At 71.6% G+C, this 23,201-nt stretch carries 19 protein-coding genes; 14 read left to right on the top strand and 5 right to left on the bottom strand.

Annotated features, from left to right (window positions below; translation table 11 throughout):
• Positions 1-21: 21 nt before the first annotated feature.
• A complete protein-coding gene (locus ACIP94_RS08215; protein ID WP_402421235.1) occupies positions 22-915 on the top strand; it encodes a biotin--[acetyl-CoA-carboxylase] ligase in 894 nt (297 codons plus the stop codon).
• Between the two features lie 113 nt (positions 916-1,028).
• Positions 1,029-2,168, top strand: coding sequence for an adenylate/guanylate cyclase domain-containing protein (locus tag ACIP94_RS08220; RefSeq protein WP_402421237.1), 1,140 nt, complete (start codon positions 1,029-1,031; stop codon positions 2,166-2,168).
• A gap of 3 nt (positions 2,169-2,171) precedes the next feature.
• Here ACIP94_RS08220 and ACIP94_RS08225 read toward each other — a convergent pair whose 3' ends face one another.
• Positions 2,172-2,762: a hypothetical protein gene (locus ACIP94_RS08225; protein WP_402421240.1), complete on the bottom strand. Its 591-nt coding sequence runs from the start codon at positions 2,760-2,762 to the stop codon at positions 2,172-2,174.
• Between the two features lie 231 nt (positions 2,763-2,993).
• On the opposite strand from ACIP94_RS08225, the gene ACIP94_RS08230 reads away from it, so the two are divergent.
• The 3 genes from ACIP94_RS08230 to hutH all read left to right on the top strand — a co-directional run bounded on the left by ACIP94_RS08230 (position 2,994) and on the right by hutH (position 6,654).
• Positions 2,994-3,800, top strand: a complete 807-nt coding sequence (locus ACIP94_RS08230) for an enoyl-CoA hydratase/isomerase family protein (protein ID WP_402421243.1) — start codon at positions 2,994-2,996, stop codon at positions 3,798-3,800.
• A gap of 71 nt (positions 3,801-3,871) precedes the next feature.
• Entirely contained in the window at positions 3,872-5,011 is a 1,140-nt protein-coding gene (locus tag ACIP94_RS08235; RefSeq protein WP_402421246.1) for a diguanylate cyclase domain-containing protein, read from the top strand.
• A 104-nt stretch (positions 5,012-5,115) separates the two neighbouring features.
• Entirely contained in the window at positions 5,116-6,654 is a 1,539-nt protein-coding gene (gene hutH, locus ACIP94_RS08240) for a histidine ammonia-lyase (protein WP_402421744.1), read from the top strand.
• Between the two features lie 206 nt (positions 6,655-6,860).
• Here the strand turns inward: hutH and ACIP94_RS08245 are convergent, their stop codons facing one another.
• Positions 6,861-7,241, bottom strand: a complete 381-nt coding sequence (locus ACIP94_RS08245; protein ID WP_402421249.1) for a hypothetical protein — start codon at positions 7,239-7,241, stop codon at positions 6,861-6,863.
• Positions 7,242-7,350: 109 nt separating this feature from the next.
• Between ACIP94_RS08245 and ACIP94_RS08250 the strand changes: the two genes are divergently transcribed.
• From ACIP94_RS08250 to ACIP94_RS08270, 5 genes are all read left to right on the top strand, one after another.
• The gene (locus tag ACIP94_RS08250) at positions 7,351-7,701 is read left to right on the top strand and encodes a hypothetical protein (RefSeq protein ID WP_402421251.1); all 351 of its coding nucleotides are present in this window, start codon (positions 7,351-7,353) and stop codon (positions 7,699-7,701) included.
• 277 nt (positions 7,702-7,978) lie between these two features.
• Complete coding sequence (locus ACIP94_RS08255) at positions 7,979-9,226, top strand: Ig-like domain-containing protein (RefSeq protein WP_402421253.1); 1,248 nt, start codon at positions 7,979-7,981, stop codon at positions 9,224-9,226.
• Between the two features lie 217 nt (positions 9,227-9,443).
• Entirely contained in the window at positions 9,444-10,904 is a 1,461-nt protein-coding gene (locus ACIP94_RS08260; RefSeq protein ID WP_402421256.1) for an ABC transporter permease, read from the top strand.
• A gap of 128 nt (positions 10,905-11,032) precedes the next feature.
• Positions 11,033-11,716 carry an ABC transporter ATP-binding protein gene (locus ACIP94_RS08265; protein ID WP_402421259.1) on the top strand — a complete coding sequence of 228 codons (684 nt, stop codon included), beginning with the start codon at positions 11,033-11,035 and terminating at the stop codon, positions 11,714-11,716.
• Positions 11,717-11,900: 184 nt separating this feature from the next.
• Positions 11,901-15,206 carry a S8 family peptidase gene (locus ACIP94_RS08270; RefSeq protein WP_402421262.1) on the top strand — a complete coding sequence of 1,102 codons (3,306 nt, stop codon included), beginning with the start codon at positions 11,901-11,903 and terminating at the stop codon, positions 15,204-15,206.
• A gap of 112 nt (positions 15,207-15,318) precedes the next feature.
• Here the strand turns inward: ACIP94_RS08270 and ACIP94_RS08275 are convergent, their stop codons facing one another.
• A complete protein-coding gene (locus tag ACIP94_RS08275) occupies positions 15,319-16,242 on the bottom strand; it encodes a helix-turn-helix domain-containing protein (protein WP_402421265.1) in 924 nt (307 codons plus the stop codon).
• A gap of 172 nt (positions 16,243-16,414) precedes the next feature.
• Between ACIP94_RS08275 and ACIP94_RS08280 the strand changes: the two genes are divergently transcribed.
• The 4 genes from ACIP94_RS08280 (at position 16,415) to ACIP94_RS08295 (ending at position 22,047) form a co-directional block, all read left to right on the top strand.
• A complete protein-coding gene (locus tag ACIP94_RS08280) occupies positions 16,415-17,455 on the top strand; it encodes an NAD(P)-dependent alcohol dehydrogenase (RefSeq protein ID WP_402421268.1) in 1,041 nt (346 codons plus the stop codon).
• A gap of 758 nt (positions 17,456-18,213) precedes the next feature.
• The gene (locus ACIP94_RS08285) at positions 18,214-18,678 is read left to right on the top strand and encodes a hypothetical protein (protein WP_402421271.1); all 465 of its coding nucleotides are present in this window, start codon (positions 18,214-18,216) and stop codon (positions 18,676-18,678) included.
• Positions 18,679-18,808: 130 nt separating this feature from the next.
• A complete protein-coding gene (locus tag ACIP94_RS08290) occupies positions 18,809-20,545 on the top strand; it encodes a S8 family serine peptidase (protein ID WP_402421274.1) in 1,737 nt (578 codons plus the stop codon).
• A 371-nt stretch (positions 20,546-20,916) separates the two neighbouring features.
• On the top strand, positions 20,917-22,047 hold the full coding sequence (locus ACIP94_RS08295; RefSeq protein ID WP_402421747.1) for a PP2C family protein-serine/threonine phosphatase: 1,131 nt from the start codon (positions 20,917-20,919) through the stop codon (positions 22,045-22,047).
• A gap of 112 nt (positions 22,048-22,159) precedes the next feature.
• On the opposite strand, the gene ACIP94_RS08300 is transcribed toward ACIP94_RS08295, so the two are convergent.
• Together ACIP94_RS08300 and ACIP94_RS08305 are read right to left on the bottom strand one after the other, a co-directional pair.
• A complete protein-coding gene (locus ACIP94_RS08300; RefSeq protein WP_402421277.1) occupies positions 22,160-22,882 on the bottom strand; it encodes a DUF2637 domain-containing protein in 723 nt (240 codons plus the stop codon).
• Positions 22,883-22,907: 25 nt separating this feature from the next.
• On the bottom strand, positions 22,908-23,081 hold the full coding sequence (locus ACIP94_RS08305) for a hypothetical protein (protein ID WP_402421280.1): 174 nt from the start codon (positions 23,079-23,081) through the stop codon (positions 22,908-22,910).
• Positions 23,082-23,201 lie beyond the last annotated feature (120 nt).

The following is a 23,201-nucleotide window of genomic DNA, read 5'->3' on the forward strand; positions in this document are numbered from 1 at the left end:
ACCACACCTAGGGTGGCTTGCATGATGCCTCGAGATGCCTCAGACGAGAACCGTCCCGGGAACGATGCCGCAGGCGGCGACGGCCGCTGGTCCGATCTGGACCGCCCGCCCCTGAACGCGCTCGCGCTGCGCCGGGCGCTGGTGCACGAGGGCGGGCTGTGGTCCGGCGTCGAGGTGGTGCAGCGCACCGGGTCCACCAACTCCGACCTCGTGGCCCTCACCGCGGCCGGCCGGGCCGACGAGGGCGCCGTCCTGGTGGCCGAGGAGCAGAACGCGGGACGCGGGCGGCTGGACCGCACCTGGTCGGCCCCGGCCCGCTCCGGGCTGTTCTTCTCGGTCCTGCTCAGGCCGGCCGGCGTGCCCGTCGACCGCTGGGGCTGGCTGCCGCTGCTCGCCGGGGTCGCCGCCGCGACGGGGCTCGCCCGTGTGGCCGGCGTCGACACGGCACTCAAGTGGCCCAACGACCTGCTGGTCACCGTCGGTGACGAGGAGCGCAAGGCGGGCGGGATCCTCGCGGAGCGCGCGGGCGAGGACGGGGTCGTCGTCGGCATCGGCATCAACGTCACGCTGCGGGAGGACGAGCTGCCGGTGCCCACCGCGGGCTCCCTGGCGCTCGCGGGCGCCCACGCCACGGACCGCGACCCGCTGCTGCGGGCGGTGCTGCGCTCCCTGGAGGACTGGTACGGGCGGTGGCGCGCGGCGGACGGCGATCCGGCGGCCTGCGGTCTCCAGGAGGCCTACGCGGCCGGAAGCGCCACCCTGGGCCGCCTCGTCCGCGCCGAACTGCCCGGCGACCGCTCGCTGACCGGCGAGGCGGTGGCCATCGACGGCGACGGCCGGCTGGTGCTGGCGACACGGGAGGGGATGCAGGAGCCGGTGGGAGCCGGGGACATCGTGCATCTGCGCCCGGCCTGAGCATCCACGAGCCCCTGCCGCCGGTCCTTCCTGGAGGAGTGAGCTACCGCACACCTGCCGTAGAGTTGACCGCGGTCGATACCTGACCGTGGCAGATCGGAAGGGCAGCACGCGTGACCGTCGACGACACGGGCTCGGGCACGGGCGTAGACCCCGCCCCCGACGGTGGACCGGGGCGGGACGCGCACGCCGAGCCCGAGGAGAACCCCCTAGCGCTCCGTCTGGAACAGCTCATCCTGGGGGCCGAGCGCCGGTACACGCCCTTCCAGGCGGCCCGGAGCGCGGGCGTCTCCATGGAGCTGGCGTCGCGCTTCTGGCGGGCGATGGGCTTCGCGGACATAGGGCAGGCGAAGGCCCTCACGGAGGCCGATGTGCTGGCCCTGCGCCGCCTGGCCGGTCTGGTCGAGGCGGGGCTGCTGAGCGAGGCGATGGCGGTGCAGGTGGCCCGTTCCACCGGACAGACCACCGCCCGGCTGGCCGAGTGGCAGATCGACTCCTTCCTGGAGGGACTCACCGAGCCCCCGGAGCCGGGCATGACCCGCACCGAGGTCACGTACCCCCTGATCGAGCTGCTGCTGCCGGAGCTGGAGGAGTTCCTCATCTATGTCTGGCGGCGCCAGCTCGCCGCCGCGACCGGCCGGGTCGTGCAGGCCGCCGACGACGAGGAGATGGTCGACCGCCGTCTCGCCGTCGGTTTCGCCGACCTCGTCGGCTTCACGCGGCTGACGCGACGCCTGGAGGAGGAGGAACTCGGCGAGCTGGTCGAGGCGTTCGAGACGACCGCGGCCGACCTGGTGGCGGCGCACGGCGGGCGCCTCATCAAGACGCTGGGCGACGAGGTGCTGTACGCGGCGGACGACGCCGGCACGGCCGCGGAGATCGCCCTCCGGCTCATCGAGACGATGGCCAACGACGAGACGATGCCGGAACTGCGCGTGGGCATCGCCTTCGGCACGGTGACCACCCGGATGGGCGATGTCTTCGGTACGACGGTCAACCTGGCGAGCCGGCTCACCTCCATAGCGCCCCGGGACTCGGTCCTGGTCGACGGCGCGTTCGCGGAGGAGCTGGTCCGCACGAGCGAGGCGCCCGCCTCCGAGACGGAGGCCGCCGAGGCCGCGGCCGCGGCGGAGAAGGAGGGCGAGGAGCCGCCCGTGTACCGCTTCGGGCTCCAGCCGATGTGGCAGCGCCCGGTGCGTGGCCTCGGCGTGATCGAACCGTGGCTGCTGACCCGCCGGGAAGGGACGCCGTAGGACTCAACCGCCCAGCAGGGGCAGCCCGTTGACGCACAGCGCCACTATCGGGAGGCACACGCCCGGAGCGTTCGGCGTAGGCGCGGGCGTCTGCGCGGGGGCGGTGGTGGACGGGGCGGGCCGCGGCGCGGTGGGTGCGGGGGCCGCCGGGGATCCCGGGGTACGGGAGGCCGTCGGCGTCCACGGGGCCTCCGGGATGCCGCTCGCGGGATCGGTGGCGGCGGCCGGGGAGGACGGTCGGGTGGAGGGGGACGCGGCGGCCGTCGCGGCCGGGCTCGCGTCCGCCGACCGCAGGGCGGTGGTCGTGGAGGGATGATCCGCGCTTCGGCGCGGCACGGTTTCGACGGTGGCGGCCGTGTCGGTGGCGCCGATCCGGGGCTCGGCCTCGGCGGTCCCGCCTCCGCCCGTCACCGCTTCCGGAGCGAGGCGTACGAGGCTCAGGGCGCCGGCGGCGAGGGCGAATCCGCCGATCGCGAGGGCCACCCGGCGGGGGCGGGGCCTGCGGTGCCGGCCCGCGGGGCGGCACCGCAGGGGGCCCGGGGTCCCGGGTGCGGTGGTCGTCGTGGTCTCGCCGGTGGCCGTGTCGGTCGTCATGCTCGTCCCTCCCCGGTGTGCCCGCACTCCCCCCGATGCGCTCTGGCGGTGGGCAGGTTATGTGCCGATGGGTGGGAGGCGCGGCGGAGAAGGGTCGAATGTCACCCGAAAGAGGTGGGGTGGCGCCGGGTGGCTTGTGCCCGGTGGCGCCTCATGGCGGCTTTCGCCGGGCCGCTTCGGCTGCCATGATCGGACGGTCGAGAGTTAACCCGCGTTAACCGGGAGGGTGTCATGGCGGAGCAGGCGGACGAGCGGCGGTTCGGCGAGTACGTCGTCGTACGGCGGCACGGATACGTCGCGGAGCTGGCGCTGGACCGGCCCAAGGCGATGAACGCGGTGTCCACGGAGATGGCCCGCTCGATCGCCGCGGCGTGCGAGCATCTCGCCGCCGACCGGGACGCCCGGGTGACCGTGCTGACGTCGACGCACGAGCGGGCGTTCTGCGTGGGCGCGGACCTGAAGGAGCGCAATTCCTTCACGGACGCCGATCTGGTGCGTCAGCGCCCGGTCGCCCGTGCCGCGTACACCGGGGTCCTGGAGCTGCCGATGCCGACGATCGCCGCCGTGCACGGGTTCGCGCTCGGCGGCGGCTTCGAGCTGGCGTTGTCCTGCGATGTGATCGTGGCGGACGGTACGGCGGTGGTCGGGCTGCCCGAGGTGTCGGTCGGGGTGATCCCGGGCGGCGGCGGCACCCAGTTGCTGCCCCGCCGGGTGGGCGCTGCCCGCGCGGCGGAGCTGATCTTCACCGCGCGGCGGCTCAACGCGCCCGAGGCGTGCGGACTGGGGCTGATCGACGAGCTGGTCGCGGAGGGCCGGGACCGTGAGGAGGCGCTCGCCCTCGCGGCCCGTATCGCCGCGAACTCCCCGGTGGGGCTGCGCGCCGCGAAGCGTGCCCTGCGGCTGGGTCACGGCCTCGATCTGCGGGCCGGTCTGGAGGTCGAGGACGCGGCGTGGCGCTCGGTGGCGTTCTCCGGGGACCGCGCGGAAGGCGTCGCCGCCTTCAACGAGAAGCGCACCCCGCAGTGGCCGGGGGAGTAGCAGTCCCGGGCCGGACCCCTGATCGCCGCACTGATGTCTCATGTCGTCCTGATCGTCCCTAGCCTGGAGTCGTGGTCGAGGACAGCCGGCTGAAGGCCGTGGTGGCGCTGGCGCAGGGCATGGCGGCGGCGCACACCCCGCGGGAGTCCTGGCGGGCCGCCGCACTGGGTGCGTGCCGGGCGCTCTCCGGGAGTTTCGCCGCGCTCTCCGTGTGGGAGCGCGAGGGCGGGCGGCTGCGGGTTCTCGTCAACGTCGGCGACCGCGCGCCCGAGGAGGAGGAGTTCCCCGAGGACGAGGCGTACCCGGTGCACCAGTTCCCGGAGATCACCGAGTTCCTCCATGAGCGCTGGGCGGGCGGCGGCGGGCCCAGCGCCTGGGTGGAGAGCGCCCGGGGCCCGGCCGCCGAGCACGCCGGCTACTCCCACCAGCGGGTCGCCGCGCTGCGCCGGCGCGGTCGCGGCTGCTGTGTCATCGCGCCCGTCGTGCTGCACGGCCGCGCCTGGGGCGAGCTGTATGTCGCCCGTGCGGCCGACGCCCCCGTCTTCGACCGCGCCGACGCCGACTTCGCCACGGTCCTCGCCTCCGTGGTCGCCGCCGGGCTCGCCCAGACCGAGCGCCTGGAGGAGGCCCACCGTCTCGCCTTCACCGACGCGCTCACCGGCCTCGCCAACCGCCGCGCCGTCGATATGCGCCTCGACGAGGCGATCGAACGGCACCGTGGCGACGGGCACGTGGTCTCGCTCGTCATCTGCGATCTGAACGGACTGAAGCGGGTCAACGACACCCAGGGGCATGCCGTGGGCGACCGGCTCCTGGAGCGCTTCGGGTCGGTCCTGTCGCTGTGCGGCGCCATGCTGCCGGACGCCCTCGTCGCCCGTCTCGGCGGCGACGAGTTCTGTCTGCTCGCGGTCGGCCCGCCGGCCGACGAGGTCGTCCGGGTCGCCGACGAGGTGTGCCGCCGGGCCGCGGAGCTGGAGCTGGGCGACGGCGTGGCCTGCGGGGTCGCCTCCACGGAGGATCCGATCGGTCCGGTCCGCTCGGCCCGCCGGCTGTTCCGGCTCGCGGACGCGGCCCAGTACCGCGCCAAGGCGCTGCGGGCGGTCAAGCCCGTGGTCGCGGGTCGTGAGGGGCCCGACGACCCGGTCGTACGGCTGGCCGACGCACCGCCTCCCGCGGCGGGCGAGCGCCGCCGGATCCGCGGCCGTCACTGAGGGCCGGCCTCGAGCGGACGGTAAGGGGTCCACCCGCTACCCACTCGTGACACCCTCCCCTAGTGACATCTCTGAATTCACTGCGTACGCTCCTGAATATGGATATGCACACTGTGGTGGTGGGGACGTCCGGAGTGACCGCGTCCGACGTGCTCGCCGTGGCGCGGGCGGATGCCAGGGTCGAGCTCTCGCAGGAGGCCGTGGCGGCCCTCGCGGCGGCCCGCGAGATCGTGGACGCGCTGGCGGCGAAGCCGGAACCGGTCTACGGCGTCAGCACCGGCTTCGGCGCCCTGGCGACCCGGCACATCAGCCAGGAGCTGCGCACCCAGCTTCAGCGCAACATCGTCCGCTCGCACGCGGCGGGGATGGGTCCGCGGGTGGAGCGGGAGGTCGTCCGCGCCCTGATGTTCCTGCGGCTGAAGACCGTCTGCTCCGGTCACACCGGCGTGCGCCCCGAGGTCGCCCAGACCATGGCGGACCTCCTCAACGCCGGCATCACCCCGGTCGTGCACGAGTACGGCTCGCTCGGCTGCTCCGGCGACCTGGCCCCGCTGTCCCACTGTGCGCTCACGCTGATGGGCGAGGGCGAGGCCGAGGGCCCCGGCGGCGTCGTACGCCCGGCCGCCGAACTCCTCGCGGAGCACGGCATCACCCCCGTCGAGCTGCGCGAGAAGGAGGGCCTCGCGCTCCTCAACGGCACCGACGGCATGCTCGGCATGCTGGTCATGGCCCTGGCGGACCTGGAGACGCTGTACAAGGCGGCCGACGTCACGGCCGCGCTCTCGCTGGAGGCGCTGCTCGGCACGGACAAGGTGCTCGCGCCGGAACTCCACGCCATCCGCCCACACCCCGGCCAGGGCGCCTCGGCCGCCAATATGCTGGCGGTGCTGAAGGGTTCGGGTCTGACGGGTCACCACCAGGACGACGCGCCGCGCGTCCAGGACGCCTACTCGGTGCGGTGCGCCCCGCAGGTCGCGGGCGCCGGCCGGGACACCCTGGCGCACGCCCGCCTCGTCGCCGAGCGGGAGCTGGCGTCGGCGGTGGACAACCCGGTGGTGCTGCCCGACGGGCGCGTGGAGTCGAACGGGAACTTCCACGGCGCGCCCGTGGCGTACGTACTGGACTTCCTGGCGATCGCGGCGGCGGACCTGGCGTCGATAGCGGAGCGCCGCACCGACCGCCTGCTGGACAAGAACCGCTCGCACGGCCTGCCGCCGTTCCTCGCGGACGACCCGGGGGTCGACTCCGGTCTGATGATCGCCCAGTACACGCAGGCGGCGCTGGTGAGCGAGATGAAGAGGCTGGCCGTGCCGGCCTCCGCCGACTCGATCCCGTCCTCCGCGATGCAGGAGGACCATGTCTCGATGGGCTGGTCGGCGGCGCGCAAGCTGCGCACGGCCGTGGACAACCTGACGCGGGTGCTGGCGATCGAGCTGTACGCGGCGGCCCGGGCCGTCGAACTCCGCGAGGGACTGACCCCGGCGCCCGCCAGCCGGGCGGCGATCGCGGCCCTGCGCGCGGCGGGCGCCGAGGGTCCGGGCCCGGACCGCTTCCTGGCCCCGGACCTCGCGGCGGCGGACGCCTTCGTGCGCACGGGACGGCTCGTGGCGGCCGTGGAAGATGTGACCGGGCCGCTGGCCTGAGGGGCGCGCCGAGGGCCTGAGAGACGGGCCGCCGGCCTGAGGGGCGGGCCGCCGCCCTGAGAGACGGGCCGAGGGCCTGAGGGGCGGGCCGCCGAGGGCCTGAGGGGCGGGCCGAGGGCATGGGCCGATTGGCCTGAGGGCCTGAGGGTCCGAGGGCCGTCGTCACTCCCGTGGCGGCGGCCCTTCGGCACGCCCGACCCCGTTCCCTAGTACGCCTCCATGCGCTCCCTGCGCACCGAGTACGTCACGAAGCCCGCGCCCAGGCACAGGGAGAGGGCGCCGCCCACCACATACGGCGTGGTGTCGACGCTTCCGGTGTCGGCGAGTTGGGTGTCCGTCGCCGTCCCGTTCGTGGCCGCCGCGGCCGTCTGCGCGAAGCCGGTGTCCCTCGCGTCGGTCGCCGCGGCGTCTCTCGCGGTGTCCTCCTCCGTGAACGCCCGCGTGGAGACGGCCGCGTGGCGATCGGATGCGGTGGGTGTCGCGTTGGCGGACGGGACGAACCACAGGGCACCCAGGAGGGTTCCCGCTGCGGTGGCGGTCAAGAAGGTCCGGCGTGCGGTGGACGACGATCGACGTGCGGCGGACACGAAATACCGATCCCCCTGGGGCGCTTGCGAATTGGCCGTGTGCGGCGATGCTAGTGAAAGGCGCGGGTCGTGGGAAAGTCGCGGCCCCCCTGGGCCGTACGCTCCCGCCATGAGTACTTCTGAGACATCACGCTTTGTCCGGCTTCGGGTGGAGCTGGTGGTCGAGGTCGCCGACCCCGACGCCGTCACCAAGGCCGCGCTGCACCGGGCCGCCGAAGACACGGACATGCCGGAGCCGGAGCGCGTGTACACCGAGACCGCGGTCACGGAGGACACCGCCGAGGCGCTCGCGTATCTCGTCGACCCCGCCGACCTGCTCGGCGAGGTACCGGGGATCGAACTGGCCCAGGCGTCGTGGAGCAGCGAGCAGATCGACTACGACCCCAACGCGCCGGACTGGGTCCTCGACGAGGAGGACGAGGGCGACGAGGACGACGAGGGGGAGGGGGACGGGTACTGACGGGGAGGTCGGTCTCGACTGGAGTGTCTTGGGACAATCGTGACCCCGGGCGGCAACCGGCGCCCGGGGTTCCGTCGTCTCAAGCGGCGTTCCTCCGCCGGGCGCCGCTCCTCCACGGCTCGCGGGACGCGGCGGTTGCCCGCGCGCGGGCGGGGCAGACGTGGTGTGGCCCACACCTCGACCGCAAGGGGAACGGGGTAACCGGCCGTAGCGTTGAAGGCTCTTACCGGGGGAAGTACGGGGTTTTGGGGATTCGGCAACGATGGAGAAGCGTGTGATGACGGACAGTAAGCGGCGCAAGGGTCTGATGACCGCGTCCGCACTGCTCGGCGGAATGCTGGTGCTCACCGCGTGCAGCGGAGGCAGCAAGGCGGCCGGTGGCGGCGGGGACTCCTCCTCGCAGGCCAAGGCCGACGAGGCGGCCGCCCAGAAGAGCTCCGAGGCACAGATCAAGATCACGCCCGGCGACGGTTCCGACAACGCCTCCATCAACAACGCGGCCAGGGTGACGGTCGACAAGGGCGTCCTGACCCAGGTCACCATGACCACCGCGTCCGGCACGCCCGTCCCGGGCCAAATATCCGCCGACAAGAAGAGCTGGGCGCCCACCGGCCAGCTGGAGCGGGCCACCACCTACAAGGTGGCCGCGACCGCCGAGGACTCCAAGGGGCGTGACGCCCACGAGAACGCCTCGTTCACGACCGTGGCCCCGGCGCACTCCTTCATAGGCAACTTCTCGCCGGAGAGCGGCTCCACCGTCGGTGTGGGCATGCCGGTCTCGATCAACTTCGACAAGGCCATCACCGACAAGGCCGCCGTGCAGAAGGGGATCACCGTCACCTCCAGCAGCGGCCAGGAGGTCGTCGGGCACTGGTTCGGCGCCAACCGGCTCGACTTCCGCCCCGAGCAGTACTGGCAGGAGGGCTCCACCGTCACGATGAAGCTCAACCTCGACGGGGTCCAGGGCGCGAGCGGCATCTACGGCGTGCAGCAGAAGACGGTCACCTTCAAGATCGGCCGCAACCAGGTCTCCTACGTCGACGCGAAGACCAAGGAGATGAAGGTCACGCAGGACGGCAAGACCGTCAAGACCATCCCGATCTCCGCCGGCGCGCCCGACCACACGACGTACCAGGGCCAGATGGTGATCTCCGAGAAGTTCACCCAGACCCGGATGAACGGCGCGACGGTCGGCTTCAAGGACTCCGACGGCAAGGGCGAGTACGACATCAAGGACGTGCCGCACGCCATGCGCCTGACCAGGTCCGGCACCTTCATCCACGGCAACTACTGGGGCTCGCCCTCCGTCTTCGGCAACGTCAACACCAGCCACGGCTGTGTCGGCCTGCAGGACAAGAAGGGTGCCAACGACCCGAGCACGCCCGCCGCGTGGTTCTACAACCACTCGCTCGTCGGTGATGTCGTGGTCGTCTCCCACACCGGTGACAAGACGGTCTCCCCGGACAACGGCCTCAACGGCTGGAACATGAGCTGGGCCCAGTGGAAGGCGGGCTCGGCCGTCTGACCCGGCGGCCGCCGACACCTCCCTGCCGATGCCGCCGACCGCCCACCCGGGCGGCCGGCGGCATCGCCGTTTCCCCGGACCCGCGGCGGCAGGCGGATCTGAGTGCAGGCGGCTCTCGGTGGCCCCGCGCGGCTCGACTCCCGGCCGCCGGGGGCTTCTCATCCCTCTCTTATGTCCGGTTTATGGGTTCATCAGGGTGCGTCCCTAGCTTGCCGCCATGTTCTTCACCTACCTGAGGCGCGAACTGCGCCGCCGTAGAAAGGCGGCCCTCGTCGTCGCCTCCGGGCTCGCCCTGGGTATCGCCCTGGTCATCGTGGTCAACTCCGTGTCCTCCGGCATGGGGAAGGCGCAGGACAAGGTGCTCCAGTCGCTGTACGGGCTGGGCACCGACATGACCGTCACCAAGGCGGCCGCCCCTCCGTCGGACGGCTCGCAGGGGCCTCGCTTCAACTTCGGCGCCCGTGACAACGACTCCGGCGGGACGCAGAGCAGCGACCGCGTCATGGTCCAGGGCTTCCAGACCCTGGCCGACAGCACGGTCGCGAAGGTGGGCTCGCAGAGTGGCGTCTCGAACGCGGTGGGCGGACTCAGCCTCCGGGTCATCAGGATCAGCGGGCAGTTCACCCGGGGCCAGTTCAAGCAGGACCAGAGCGGCGGCGGACGGGGCGGCCGGGGCGGCTACGGCGGCGGGCTCCGCGGCCAGGTCGAGGGCGGCGGCGCCAACTTCGACGTCAACAACTACTCCGTCTACGGCACCGACGTCACCAAGCCCGACCTCGGCCCGCTGACCTCCTCGAAGATCACCAGCGGCCGTACGTTCAAGACCTCGGAGACCGACGCCAAGGTCGCCGTCGTGGACTCGGCGTACGCCAAGGAGAAGAAGCTCACGACGGGCAGCACCGTCACCATCAAGGGCGTGAAGTTCGAGGTCATCGGTATCGCCACGGCCGACAGCGGCGACTCCGCGGCCAACCTCTACATCCCGCTTCAGCAGGCGCAGACGCTCGCGGACGCGAAGAACAAGGTCACCACGATCTACGTCGAGGCGCGCGACTCCCAGCAGATCGCGACCGTCAAGAAGACCATCCAGAAGAACATCTCCGGGACCACGGTCACCACCTCCGCCGACCTCGCGAACACGGTCTCCGGTTCGCTCTCCACCGCCGCCGGCCTCGCCGACAACGTGGGCAAGTGGCTGTCGATCGTGGTGCTCGTGGCGGCGTTCCTGGTCGCGGGCCTTCTCACCTCCTCGGCCGTCTCCCGCCGGGTACGGGAGTTCGGCACCCTGAAGGCGCTCGGCTGGAAGTCCGGCCGTGTCACCCGCCAGGTCGTCGGCGAGGCCGTGGTCAACGGACTGGTCGGCGGCGTCCTCGGTATCGCGCTGGGCCTCGCGGGCGCCTACGCCGTCACCGCGATCAGCCCCACGCTCCAGGCCCAGCTCGGCGGTGGCGGTGGCGGTGGCGGTGGCGGCGGTGGCTTCGGCGGAGGCGGTGGCTTCGGCGGAGGCGGCCGCCGGGCCGCCAGGACCCTGGAGGTCGCGCTCACCGCGCCCGTCAGCCTCTCCACCATCGCCCTCGCGGTCGCCCTCGCCGTCACCGGCGGTCTGATCGCCGGCGCCTTCGGCGGCTGGCGCGCCTCCCGTCTGCGCCCCGCGGACGCGCTGCGCCGCGTCGAGTAGCACCCGCACCGCATCCGCCCCGCACGCGCGGGCGCGTGCCGCACCCGTGAGCGGCCCGCCCCGCACGCGCTCCGGTGCCCGCGGTGACGGCGGGCGCCACCCCTCTTCCGTATCCCAGGAGTTGCACCATGTACGAACTCAGAGGCGTCACCAAGCGCTACACGCGGGGCAAGGAGACCATCAACGCCCTGGACGGCGTCGACCTCACGATCGGCGACGGCGACCGGCTCGTCATCCAGGGCCCCACCGGCGGCGGCAAGTCCACGCTGCTGCAGATGCTCGGCGGTCTGGACAAGCCCACCGGCGGCTCCGTCGAACTCGACGGCGTCGATCTCGCCAAACTCACGGAGGCACGCCTGACCAAGGTGCGCAGCGAGAACATCGGCTTCGTGTTCCAGAGCTTCAACCTCATTCCGACGCTCACCGCCCAGGAGAACGTCGAGACCGCGCTGGTGCCGCTCGGGGTGAAGAGCAGGGAACGCCGCGAACGGGCCGCGCAGGCCCTTGAGTCGGTGGGCCTCGGCGAGCGGCTCGGACATCTGCCCGCCGAGCTGTCCGGCGGCCAGCAGCAGCGCGTGGCCATCGCCCGCGCGCTGGTGAAGCGGCCCAAGGTGCTGCTCGCCGACGAACCCACCGGAAACCTGGACGAATCCACCCGGGACGAGATCATGGACGTCCTGGAGACCCTGTGGAAGGAGCACGGGCTCACCTTTGTGATGGTCACTCATGACTCCGTGCTCGCGAAGAAGGCCCCGCGGCTCGCGATCATCCGCAAGGGCAGGATCACGGTCAAGGAGAACGCCGCCTCATAGGACCCACCGGTGTGCCGGTGTCTCGTGCCAACTCGTTACCCCCGGTGCTATTGAGGCGCTGATCACCCCCCGGCATACTGCGTGGTCCGGGGGGTTGACGTGCATGCGTTCGGGACTTCCCTCGGCCAGGTGAACGGGGAATTCGCCTGGTACCTCATCTCCTGGGGGAGTCTTGCGCAGACAAGTGAAAAGAGCATGCGCGGCGACCGTCGCCACGGCGGCCGCCGTGGCGCTGGCGGCGGGTATGACCAGCCCGGCGTCGGCGAAGCCGGCGACGGTTGCGCGTCCGGCCGCCGCCGCGGGGCTCACGGCGAAGCACCGCATCACGCTGATCACCGGTGACCGCGTCGTGGTCGACGCCAAGGGCCGTGTCGTCGGCCTGGAGCGGGCGAAGGGCCGCGAGAACGTGCCGATTCAGGTGCGCAAGGCCGCCGGCCACACCTATGTGGTGCCCGCCGACGCGGCCGCCATGATCGCTTCCGGGAAGCTCGACCGCCGGCTGTTCGACCTCTCCGCACTCAACACGACCCGCACCCGCGAGGACCAGAAGAACGGTCTGAAGGTCATCGTCGGCTACCGGGGCACCGCGAACACCGCGAAGGCCGACGTTCGGGAGGCGGGCACGCTCCGCCGGAGCCTGAAGTCCCTGAACGCGGACGCCGTCCAGACGCCCCAGCGGGACACGGACCGGCTGTGGAAGGCCGTCACCGACGGCGACCGCGCCGCCTCCGGCATCGCGCACGTCTGGCTCGACGGCGTCCGCAAGGCCAGCCTCGACAAGTCCGTGCCGCAGATCGGCGCCCCGGCGGCCTGGGCCGCGGGCTACGACGGCAAGGGCGTCAAGGTCGCCGTGCTCGACACGGGCGTCTACGCCGACCACCCGGACCTCAAGGGCCAGGTGATCGCGGCCAAGAACTTCTCCACCGCCGCCACCGTCGCCGACAAGGTCGGCCACGGCACGCACGTGGCGTCCATCGTGGCCGGCACCGGCGCCAAGTCGCACGGCACGTACAAGGGCGTCGCGCCCGGCGCGAAGATCCTCAGCGGCAAGGTCCTGGACGACGACGGCTACGGCGACGACTCCGGCATCCTGGCCGGCATGGAGTGGGCCGCCCAGCAGGGCGCCGACATCGTCAACCTGAGCCTGGGCGGCGCGGACACCCCCGGGATCGACCCGCTCGAGGCCGAGGTCGACAAGCTGTCCGAGCAGAAGGGCATCCTGTTCGCCATCGCTGCGGGCAACGACGGCGAGATGGGCGGCCAGACCATCGGCTCCCCGGGCAGCGCGGCCGACGCGCTCACCGTCGGCGCCGTCGACGGCGCCGACAAGCTGGCGTCCTTCTCCAGCCGCGGCCCCGGCCTCGACGGCGCGATCAAGCCCGATGTCACCGCCCCCGGCGTGGACATCACCGCCGCCGCGGCCCCTGGCAGCCTCATCGACAAGGAGGTGGGCGAGAAGCCGGCCGGCTACCTGACCATCTCGGGTACGTCGATGGCGACCCCGCATGTCGCGGGTGCCGCCGCCATCCTGAAGCAGGAGCACCCGGACTGGACGTTCGCCGAGCTGAAGTCCGCGCTCACGGGCTCCGCCAAGGGCGGCAAGTACACCCCGTTCGAACAGGGTTCCGGCCGGATCGCGGTGGACCGGGCGATCAGGCAGACCGTGCTCGCCGAACCGTCGTCGGTGAACTTCGGCGTCGCGCAGTGGCCGCACACCGACGACGAGCCGGCCACCAAGGAGCTGACATACCGCAACCTCGGCAAGACCGACGTCACCCTGTCGCTCTCGCTGACCGCCACCAACCCCAAGGGCCAGCCGGCGCCGGCCGGTTTCTTCTCGCTCGGCGCGACGAAGGTCACCGTCCCGGCGGGCGGCACCGCCTCGGTCCCGGTCAGCACGGACACCAAGCTGGGCGGCGGCACCAACGGCGCCTACTCGGCGTATGTGACGGCGACGGGCGGCGGCCAGAGCGTGCGCACGGCCGCGGCCGTGGAGCGCGAGGCGGAGTCGTACGACGTCACCCTGAAGTACATCGACCGTGACGGCCAGAACCCCGTCCACCTGAGCGATCTGACGGACCTCTCGGGCACGGGCGACGGACGGGACTACTTCTCCCAGAGCTCCGACAACACCGTCAAGCTCCGGGTGCCCAAGGGCACATACCTGCTCGACTCGGTCTCGGTGAGGAATCCGGACTCGATCGAGGGCGGCGCGGACTGGCTGGTCCAGCCCAAGCTGAGCGTCACCAAGGACACCTCGGTCACCCTCGACCTGACCACGACCAGGGCCGCCGACATCACCGTGCCGGACGCCGCCGCCAAGCCGGCGTCCGCGATGGTCTCGTACACCTTCGAGACGGCGGACATGGGCACCGGCACCAGCCTCTTGGTGCCGTCCTTCCAGGACCTGCGCATCGCGCACGTCGGCCCGGCGATGTCCTCGGGGCTCTGGCAGAGCTGGTTCGGCCAGTGGACCAAGGGTGACGCGGCCGAGTACGACGTCTTCACCGGCGCCCATGTCAGCAGGCTCGAAGGCGCGCACGTCCGCCACTTCAAGGCGGGCGAGCTGGCCACACTGAAGGTCAACCTGGGCTCGGCGAGCAGCGGCAAGACCGGTGCGGTCGGCGCCTACGCCGAACTGCCGGACGACTTCGCCGGGAACGCCCCGGTCGAGCAGAAGCTGCGCAGCACCCGCACGCTGTATGTGTCGACCGGCGAGAAGGTCCAGTGGGCCCTCGACTTCGCGCAGTTCAGCGGAAAGAAGAACCCCGAGGGCTTCCCGATCGCGGAGGCGTACTACACGCTCGACGCCCCCGAGAGCTTCAAGGCGGGCAAGAGCTACGGCAAGACCTTCAACACGGCCGTCTTCGGGCCGAAGGTCGACTCGGTCTACGGCATCTTCCGTGAGGGCAACCGGATCTACGGGCTGCTGCCGCTGTTCGCCGACGGCCAGACGCACTCCGGGTCCTCGGACTTCATGTCGGTCAAGACGACGCTGTACCGCAACGGCACCGAGGTGGGCTCGAACGCCGACCCGATGTTCGGGATGGAGAGCTTCGCGGTGCCGTCCGGTGACGCCTCGTACAAGCTGACGACCTCGGTCATCCGCAGCGTGAAGGTCGCCGCCGCGTCCACCCGCATCGACGCGAGCTGGACGTTCAGGTCCAAGAAGACGGACGAGGCCAAGCTGCCCGCCTCCTCGGTCCGCTTCGGCGCGACCACCGGCCTGGACAGCCGTGTCGAGGCCGGCAAGAAGGTCACCATCCCGGTCACCGTGCAGGGTTCGGCCGCGGGCCGCAATCTGCGGTCCCTCGGTGTGTGGGTGTCGTACGACTACGGCAGGACCTGGACGAAGCTGACGGTCAAGCACGGCACGATCACCTACAGGAACCCGGCCAAGGGCCAGGGCCTCTCGTTCCACGCCAAGATCGCCGACAAGAAGGGCAACAAGTCGACGATCTCGATCTACAACGCGTTCTACGGCAAGTGAGCCGCTGAGCCGCCGGGCGGCTGGCGAACGGCCCGCCGGAAGGATTCCTTCCGGCGGGCCGTTCCGTGTCTGTCCGTGTCCGTGTGAACCCCTGGGACGGACGGAGCGTGGGTCAGGGGCGGGGCGCGGTGGTGCCCGCGCGGGTCGCGTCCGTGCCCCAGCTCGCCAGCAGCCGCAGCGCCTCCGACGACACGGACCCCGGCTCGGCGTGGTACGTCACCAGCGCCAGCTCACCGTCGTCCGGCACCCTGAACGACTCGAACTGCAGGGCCAGGTCGCCGACCAGCGGATGCCGCAGATGCTTCAGGCCGTGGCTCTTCTCCTTGACGTCGTGCGTCGCCCACAGCCGCCGGAAGTCCTCGCTCTTCACCGACAGCTCCCCGACCAGCGCCGACAGCCGGGGATCGTCCGGGTGGCAGCCCGCCTCGTACCGCAGCTGGCACACGATGTCGATCGCCTTCTGCTCCCAGTCCACGAACAGGTCCTGGTACTGGGACCGCAGAAACACCATCCGCGCCCAGTTCCGCTCCTGCTGCGGCAGCTCTCCCCAGTCCCCGAAGACGGCCGCCGCCATCCGGTTCCACGCGAGGACCTCCGCGCGCCTGCCCATCACGTACGCCGGGACGCTGTCGAAGGAGTCCAGCAGCTGGCGCAGCGACGCCCTCACATGCTGCGACCGCGCCGACGCCTTCTTCTTGTGCGCCTTCGGCTTGGCCAGATGCGTCAGATGAGCGTGCTCCGCGTCCGTCAGCCGCAGCGCGCGGGCGATCGCGTCGAGTACCTCCGCCGACACGTTCCGTCCGTTGCCCTGTTCCAGCCGTGTGTAGTACGCCACGGACACCCCGGCGAGCTGCGCCAGCTCCTCGCGCCGCAGCCCCGGCACCCGACGGTGCCGTCCGAAGGCGGGCAGTCCCACGTCCTCCGGCTTGAGCCGGGCCCGCCGGGTGCGCAGAAACTCGCTCAGCTCGGCGCGCCGGTCCAGGGCCTGGCCGGCTCCCGCGGCGGGCGCCTGCACGGCGTCGCGCTGTTCGTCCATACGTCCAGTATTCCTGGTCGTAGGCGCCTGAACCTGACCCCGTCAGTAGTAGGACCGTCGAACGTAGGCAGAGCTGTGACCTGGGTGGAAGCCGCGCGGGCGGGCACGCTGGAAGCCGTGCCCGGCAGGAAGGCGGCCGGGCGCACTGACCCCCCGAGGAGTGAACTCCGGCATGACCACCGTTGCTGCGTACGCCGCACCCGCCGCCAAGGCTCCGCTCGAGCGCACCACGATCGAGCGCCGCGAGGTCGGCGAGTTCGACGTTCTGATCGACATCAAGTTCGCCGGCATCTGCCACTCGGACATCCACCAGGCCCGTGAGGGCTGGGGTGAGGCGATCTTCCCGATGGTTCCGGGCCATGAGATCGCGGGCGTGGTGTCCGAGGTCGGGTCCGGCGTCACCAAGTTCAAGGTCGGCGACCGCGTGGGCGTCGGCTGCATGGTCGACTCCTGCCGCGAATGCGAGAACTGCGAGGCAGGGCTCGAGCAGTACTGCCTCAAGGGCATGGTCGGCACGTACAACGCCCTCGACAAGAACGGTGAGCCCACCTACGGCGGCTACTCAGAGAAGATCGTCGTCGACGAGAAGTACACCGTCCGTATCCCCGACGGCCTCTCCCTCGACGTGGCCGCCCCGCTGCTCTGCGCCGGCATCACCACGTTCTCCCCGCTCCGCCACTGGAACGCCGGCCCCGGCAGGAAGGTCGCGGTCATCGGCCTGGGCGGCCTCGGCCACATGGCCGTCAAGCTCGCGCACGCCATGGGCGCCGAGGTGACCGTGCTCTCCCAGTCCCTGCGCAAGAAGGAGGACGGGCTGAAGCTGGGCGCCGACCACTACTACGCCACCAGCGACCCGAAGACCTTCGAGGAGCTGCGGGGCTCCTTCGACCTGATCGTCTCGACCGTGTCGGCGCCGCTGGACTTCGGCGCGTACCTGTCGCTGCTGCGGGCGGACGGCGCGCTGGTGAACGTGGGCGCGCCCGAGGAGCCCATCTCGTTCAACCTGTTCTCGCTGATCGGCGGCCGCAAGACCCTCGCCGGGTCCGCCATCGGCGGTATCCGTGAGACCCAGGAGATGCTGGACTTCTGTGCGGAGCACGGCATCGGCGCGGAGATCGAGCTGATCGCCGCGTCCGAGATCAACGAGGCGTACGAGCGGGTGCTGAACAGCGATGTGCGCTACCGCTTCGTGATCGACACGGCCACCATCTGAGCATCCGGCCATCCCGAACGCCGTGAGGCGGCCACTACCGCCGCCTCACGGCGTTTCGGGGTGCCGGGTGCCGGGTGCCGGGTGCCGGGTGCCGGGTGCCGGGTGCCGGGTGCCGGGTGCCCGCGCCTGTGGGCGGTCGCGAGGGGTGTGGTGGCGGGCTGGTCGCGGTGGGGGCTGTGCGCCTGGCGGCCGGACGGCGGGGTGTGTGTCGTCTGCCCGTGATGAGTGAGCGCGGCGGATGTGGTCTGTGCGGTGGCGGGCTGGTCGCGGTGGTGTCGTTCCCGTGGCCGTCGGCCCGTGCGGCGTGTGTCGTCTGCCCTTGATGGCCGATCGCGGCGGGTGCGGTCTGTGCGGCGGTGGGGTGATGGCGGCGCTGTGGTCCGCGTGGCGGCTTGCCCGCGGGCCTCGTCCACCCGCGACGGGCGCGATCCGCGAGGTGACGGGCCGATCGCGGTGACGTTCGCCATGCGGTGAGGGATCGGTGCCGGTGGTGTTCGCCATGCGGTGAGGGATCGGTGCCGGTGGTGTTCGCCATGCGGTGGCGGGCCGGTCGCGGTGGTGTTCTCTGCGTGGTCACGGGCCGGTCGTGGGCCCGTAGTTCGCAGCGCCTGGCCGATCTTGGTCGGTGTTCGCGGAGGCCGGCATCCGATTGCGGGCGGGGTGGCGCCACCTTAGCTTCAGGGCGTCGGATTCTCCCGACAAAGCCTGCATAGACCCATATGTCGGCTTTCCTCGTGGTGCCATCGAATGGAGCATTCATGTCGGTGATGACCGGTACCCAGCCCCTGCAGCAGTACGGCCAGCAGATCGGCGGCCCCCAGCCCCAGATCGCACAGATGATCCAGCAGGCCATCCAGCAGGCCTGTCAGCAGGCGAGCCAGCAGATCGCCCAGCGAATGCAGCAGTCGCTCCAGCACATCCAGCAGGTCCAGCAGCAGCTCCAGCAGCAGGGCATGGCCCAGCAGGCGCACCCCTACCTCGCGCTCGCGCTGCACCAATCGCTGCACGCGGGCATCCGGCAGGCGGTGGAGCAGTCGGTGCAGCAGGCCCTGCCGATGGCCATCGTGACGCTGCTCCAGCAGAGCCAGCAGGGCATCCAGGGCCAGCAGGGCATCCAGCCCATGCAGGGCATGGGGCACTTCGGTGTGCAGCAGCCGTTCCCGCAGTACCAGCAGCCCGGCTTCGGCTTCGGTCAGATGGGTCAGCCCTTCGGCATCGGCTGATCCCAGGGCGGCGCGCGATGCGGTGTGCCCGGGAGCGGCTCCCGGGCACACCGCATCACCGTGGAAGCGCAGGCCGCCCCCGCCGGATCGGAAGCACAAGGACGACGTAGGCGTGGTGAAGGTGGACGCAATGGTCAAGGAAAGGCCCGGAAACAACCGCGAGGGCGGGGCCGAGGACGCGGGGGCCGGTGCGCCGGGACCCGAGAGCAGCCGGCCCGGGGCCCGCAGGAAGGACGCGCAGTCTCCGCTGTCGGTGCGTCCGCGCCGGCAGCGGTACATGGTCACACCGCTGCCGCAGCATCTGCTGCCGCCGGGAGTCCCCGAACTCGGCATGGACACACTGTGCGACCAACTGGAGCGGATGCCGGAGGTCGAGCTGGTCCGCAGACTCCGGCCGTCGCAGCGGCTCGAGTCGGCCGGGATGGCCCCCTCCTGCCCGGAGATCGTGGTGATCGAGGCGGCCGAGGCCCAGGTGCCGGCGTTGCGGTCGCTGCACCTGCATATCGAGCCGGACCTGCCGCTGGCCGGGGCCGGGCCCGTCGCCGCACCGGCCATGGGGATGCTGCCCCTGCGCGATCCGGGCCTGGTCATGCCCTTGGACCAGCCGGTGGACATCGCGTTCCGGGTCTGCGGCCCGGAGGGCGAACCCCTGGCCGGCGCCGCGGTGTTCCTGATCGGGGCGGCCTGGCCGGCCCAGGGAATCACCGGCGCCGACGGCACGGCCACCCTCACACTGGCCACGGAGACCGCCCAGTCCGCCCAGTCCCTCTACGTCCGGCCCGCGGGCGGCTACACGGACCGCTGGATCCCCCGCCCCGACCTGTCGGCGACCCAGGAGAACCGCGTCATCCTCACTCCACTGGCCCAGGTGTACCCGGAGCTGGAGACACGGCAGCAGTACGGCTGGGGCCAGCAGGCCATGCGGCTGGACCGACTGCCCCCGACCTTCCGTGCCTTCGGCGTCAGGGTCGCGCTCATCGGCTCGGGCGTCAGCGCCGAGCACCCCGATCTGAAGCAGCGGGTGCGCTCCGGCGCCGACTTCGTGCGCGGCGAGGAGCGGGGCTGGGCCCACGACCGGATCGGCACCGGCACCCATGCGGCGGGCATCATCGCCGGCGCGGACACCGGCAAGGGCGTCATCGGCATCGCGGTCGACGCCGAGATCGAGGTCTGCAAGGTGATGCCGGACGGACGGTTCAGCGACCTGATCGCCGCCCTGGACCACTGCATCGAGTGCGAGGCCGACATCGCCCACGTCGCCGTGACGGCCCCGTACCCGTCGGCCCTGGTCTCCCGCAAGCTGGCCGACGCGACCGCGGCGGGCATCGCCTGCGTCGCCCCGGCGGGCGACTCCGGCGGGCCGGTCTCCTTCCCGGGTTCGCTGCCCACCGTGTTCGCCGTGGGCGCGCTCGGCGCCTACGGCTCGTATCCGCCGGACACCTCCCAGGCCACCCACTGCGGACCGCAGCTCACTCCCGAGGGACTGTTCGTCGCACCGTTCAGCGCCTACGGGGCCGGGGTCGACGCGGCCGCCCCCGGAGTGGCGGTCCTCTCGTGTGCGCCCCAGGGCGGATACACGGCCCTCGACGGCACCGGCGCGGCCTCGGCGCATGTGGTGGGCCTGGCCGCCCTCGTCCTCGCCCACCACGAGGACTTCCACGGCCAGTTGCTGCCCCGCGGATCCGGCCGGGTGCGGCATCTGTTCGAGATCATCGCGGCGAGCTGCCGTCCGTTGGCCACACCGGGCACGGCCGACGCGGCGCGCGTCGGCCGGGGCCTGCCCGACGCCCTCGTCGCGCTCGGTCTGACGCCGGGGGCGCAGCTCGCGCCGGCCCTGTCGCCCTTCGCCGTGTCCATGGCCGGCTAGCTGCGCCTCGACGGCAGTTCGCGAACGGCACCCGCCTGCGAGGGACGGGTGCCGTTCCGCCTGTCGCAGCGTGTCCGAGCACCGGCAGGACGAATGCGCTGATACGGTCACAGGCCCCTCGAAACCGGCGGCGTCCCCCGCATCAGCCCGTTCGCTGCCCGGACTCGCCGCCCCCAGCGGCCCGACGCCGGTGATCAAGCCCTGCCAGGAGTTCTCGTGCACAGGCCGTGTGAGTGGATCCGCCGGGACGCCCGACCCGACCCGGGTCCCACCACCGTCCGTCCCTCCGCCTCTCCCGGGCCAGTGCCGCACCGCCCTCGCCGGAGCGCACCGTGAGGTGGCCGGGCCGCCGCGGGAGCGCGGGCAGCCGGGTGGCACGGGTGAGCAGCACGGGTCTGCGGGTGCCCGCACCGCCCGTATGGCTGCGCTGGCTCCCGGCCATCTACGTCGTGGTGCTCCTGATCCTCGAACCGATCACTCCCGTGCAGTGGCCGGTGAGCTTTCTGCTGATCGCCCTCCCCGTGGTCGCGGCCTACGCCCACGGGCCCGCCGTCGTCGGCGCCATCACGGTCTTCGCCGTCGGCTTCGAGGCCATCCTGGCCGGCACCCCGTGCTGCGCCGGCCGCGCGGTCGGGTACATCTGGGAGCGCCACTATGTGGCCAGCTACATCTCCACCGCACTGGTCGGCATCCTCGGCACGATCCTGGCCGCCAGCCGCATGCGCCGGGAGCGCACCCTCGCCACCGTGCGTTCCGTGGCCGAGACCGCCCAGCGGGTTTTACTGCGCCCGGTGCCACGACGCCTGGGCCAGGTGTCCATCGAGACCCTCTATCTGTCCGCCGCCGCGGAGGCGCGCATCGGCGGTGACCTCTACGAGGCCGTGCCCACGACGTACGGAGTCCGCCTGCTCATCGGCGATGTGCGGGGCAAGGGCCTGGTCGCGGTGGAGACGGCCGCGACGATGCTCGGTGCCTTCCGTGAGGCCGCCCACGACGAACCCGATCTGGCCGGGGTGGCGCGCCGGGTGGAGCGGAGCATGACCCGCATGGCCGAGCAGTTGGAGGGCAACGATGTGGTGGAACGCTTCGTCACCGCGGTGTTCGTGGAGATTCCCGACCGCGAACCCGTGGTCCGCATCGTCAACTGCGGCCATCCGCCACCCCTGCACATCGGCGGGGAGGAGGTCAGCGAGCTGGAGCCGACCGATCCCTCCCCGCCCATCAACATCGGCGTCATGGTCGGGGACAGCTACCACGTGGACGAGGCGCTGTTCAGCCCCGGCGACCAGCTTCTGCTGTACACCGACGGAGTAACCGAGACCCGCGCCGCCGACGGAACCTTCTATCCGCTCCTCGACCGCGTGCGTTCCTGGGGGCCCCTGCCTCCCCAGGACCTCCTCGCGTATCTGCACCGGGACCTCATCGCCTTCAGTGGCGGAAGCCTCGACGACGACACCGCCGCCCTGGCCGCGTACCGCCTCCCCGCCGAAGCCTCCGGCTGACTCCGGTCCGCGGGAGGTGCCACAGGACGCGCACCGTCCCGCCGACGGTCATGGCCCTTCGTACGGGACCACGGCGCCGACGGGACGGCCGCGGGGTGCTCGAGTCGCCGGGTCAGCCGCCGTTGGACGGCTCCTTGCCGTGCGCCGCGTGCCGCGGGCGGTATTTGGAGGAGACCTGTCCGACGAGTTCCCGGAAACACACCAGGGCCGTGATCGGCGGAATTCCGACGATCACCATCGAGAGCGTGGAGTGCGAGGAATGGCTGATGCAGAGGGCCACCGCGGTGGCGGAGGCGACGAGGACGACCCCCCAGGACCGCCGGGCGGTCCGGTGCTGAATGGACGCGCGCAGAATGGAAAGGGCCGCCACGAACCACGGCCCGTACACGGTCAGCGGCCACCACTGCGCGAGGGGCGACGGGAGGACCGTCGAGGCGATGGCGCGCAGCTGACTGTACGAATAGGCGGTGGACCACCCCAGCATCGCCACGGAGCACGCGGCGATCGTGGCGACGAGGACGGTGATCGGGGTCACCGGCTGGCCGCTGTCGAGCACATGGGGCGCCGGGCGGGGCCGGCGCCGCTCGCTCCGGTGGCGATGCTGCCCGTCCAGGCTGACCGGTGCGGGGTCCGCGGCAGTCACGGTGGACAGCATCTGGGCCAGCTCCTCGTCCGGGTCCCAGCCGTTCGGCGTGATGTCCGGGCCGGGGGTGCTCCAGACGGGATGTGCGTCGCGGGGGTCGACGTCGTAGGAAGGCTGCCCCAACGGGTCGTAATCCGTTCGCAGGGCGAACGGAATGTCGTAGAGGCTTGGCTCGCCTTGAAGCCTGTCCATTCTCTAGCTCCTCCGCGCCCTTCGCTCAGGCGGTTCCGTTGAAAGCGCGCAGGTATTCACTTTCCATCTGGCCGATCCTCTTGAGGAAGTCTTCAAGAAGGTCCGAGCAACCCTTGACGCGCAGGTCGCCGATCACCGGGTCGTGCCACACGGCTCCGGTCCGGGCGGGGATCTGATCTTCCGGTTCGTTCCAAGTCACGATCACCTAACGAGGGCCAACCGGCCCAAGGTATCGGGCATTCGGGGGAATGAATCCATGAAGAAACGTTCATCTCATCGGATGAACGTACCCGCCTGACGTAATTCCCCATAGGCGTCC

This window comes from Streptomyces sp. NPDC093261 (assembly GCF_044753645.1).
In the GTDB taxonomy this organism is placed as follows: domain Bacteria; phylum Actinomycetota; class Actinomycetes; order Streptomycetales; family Streptomycetaceae; genus Streptomyces.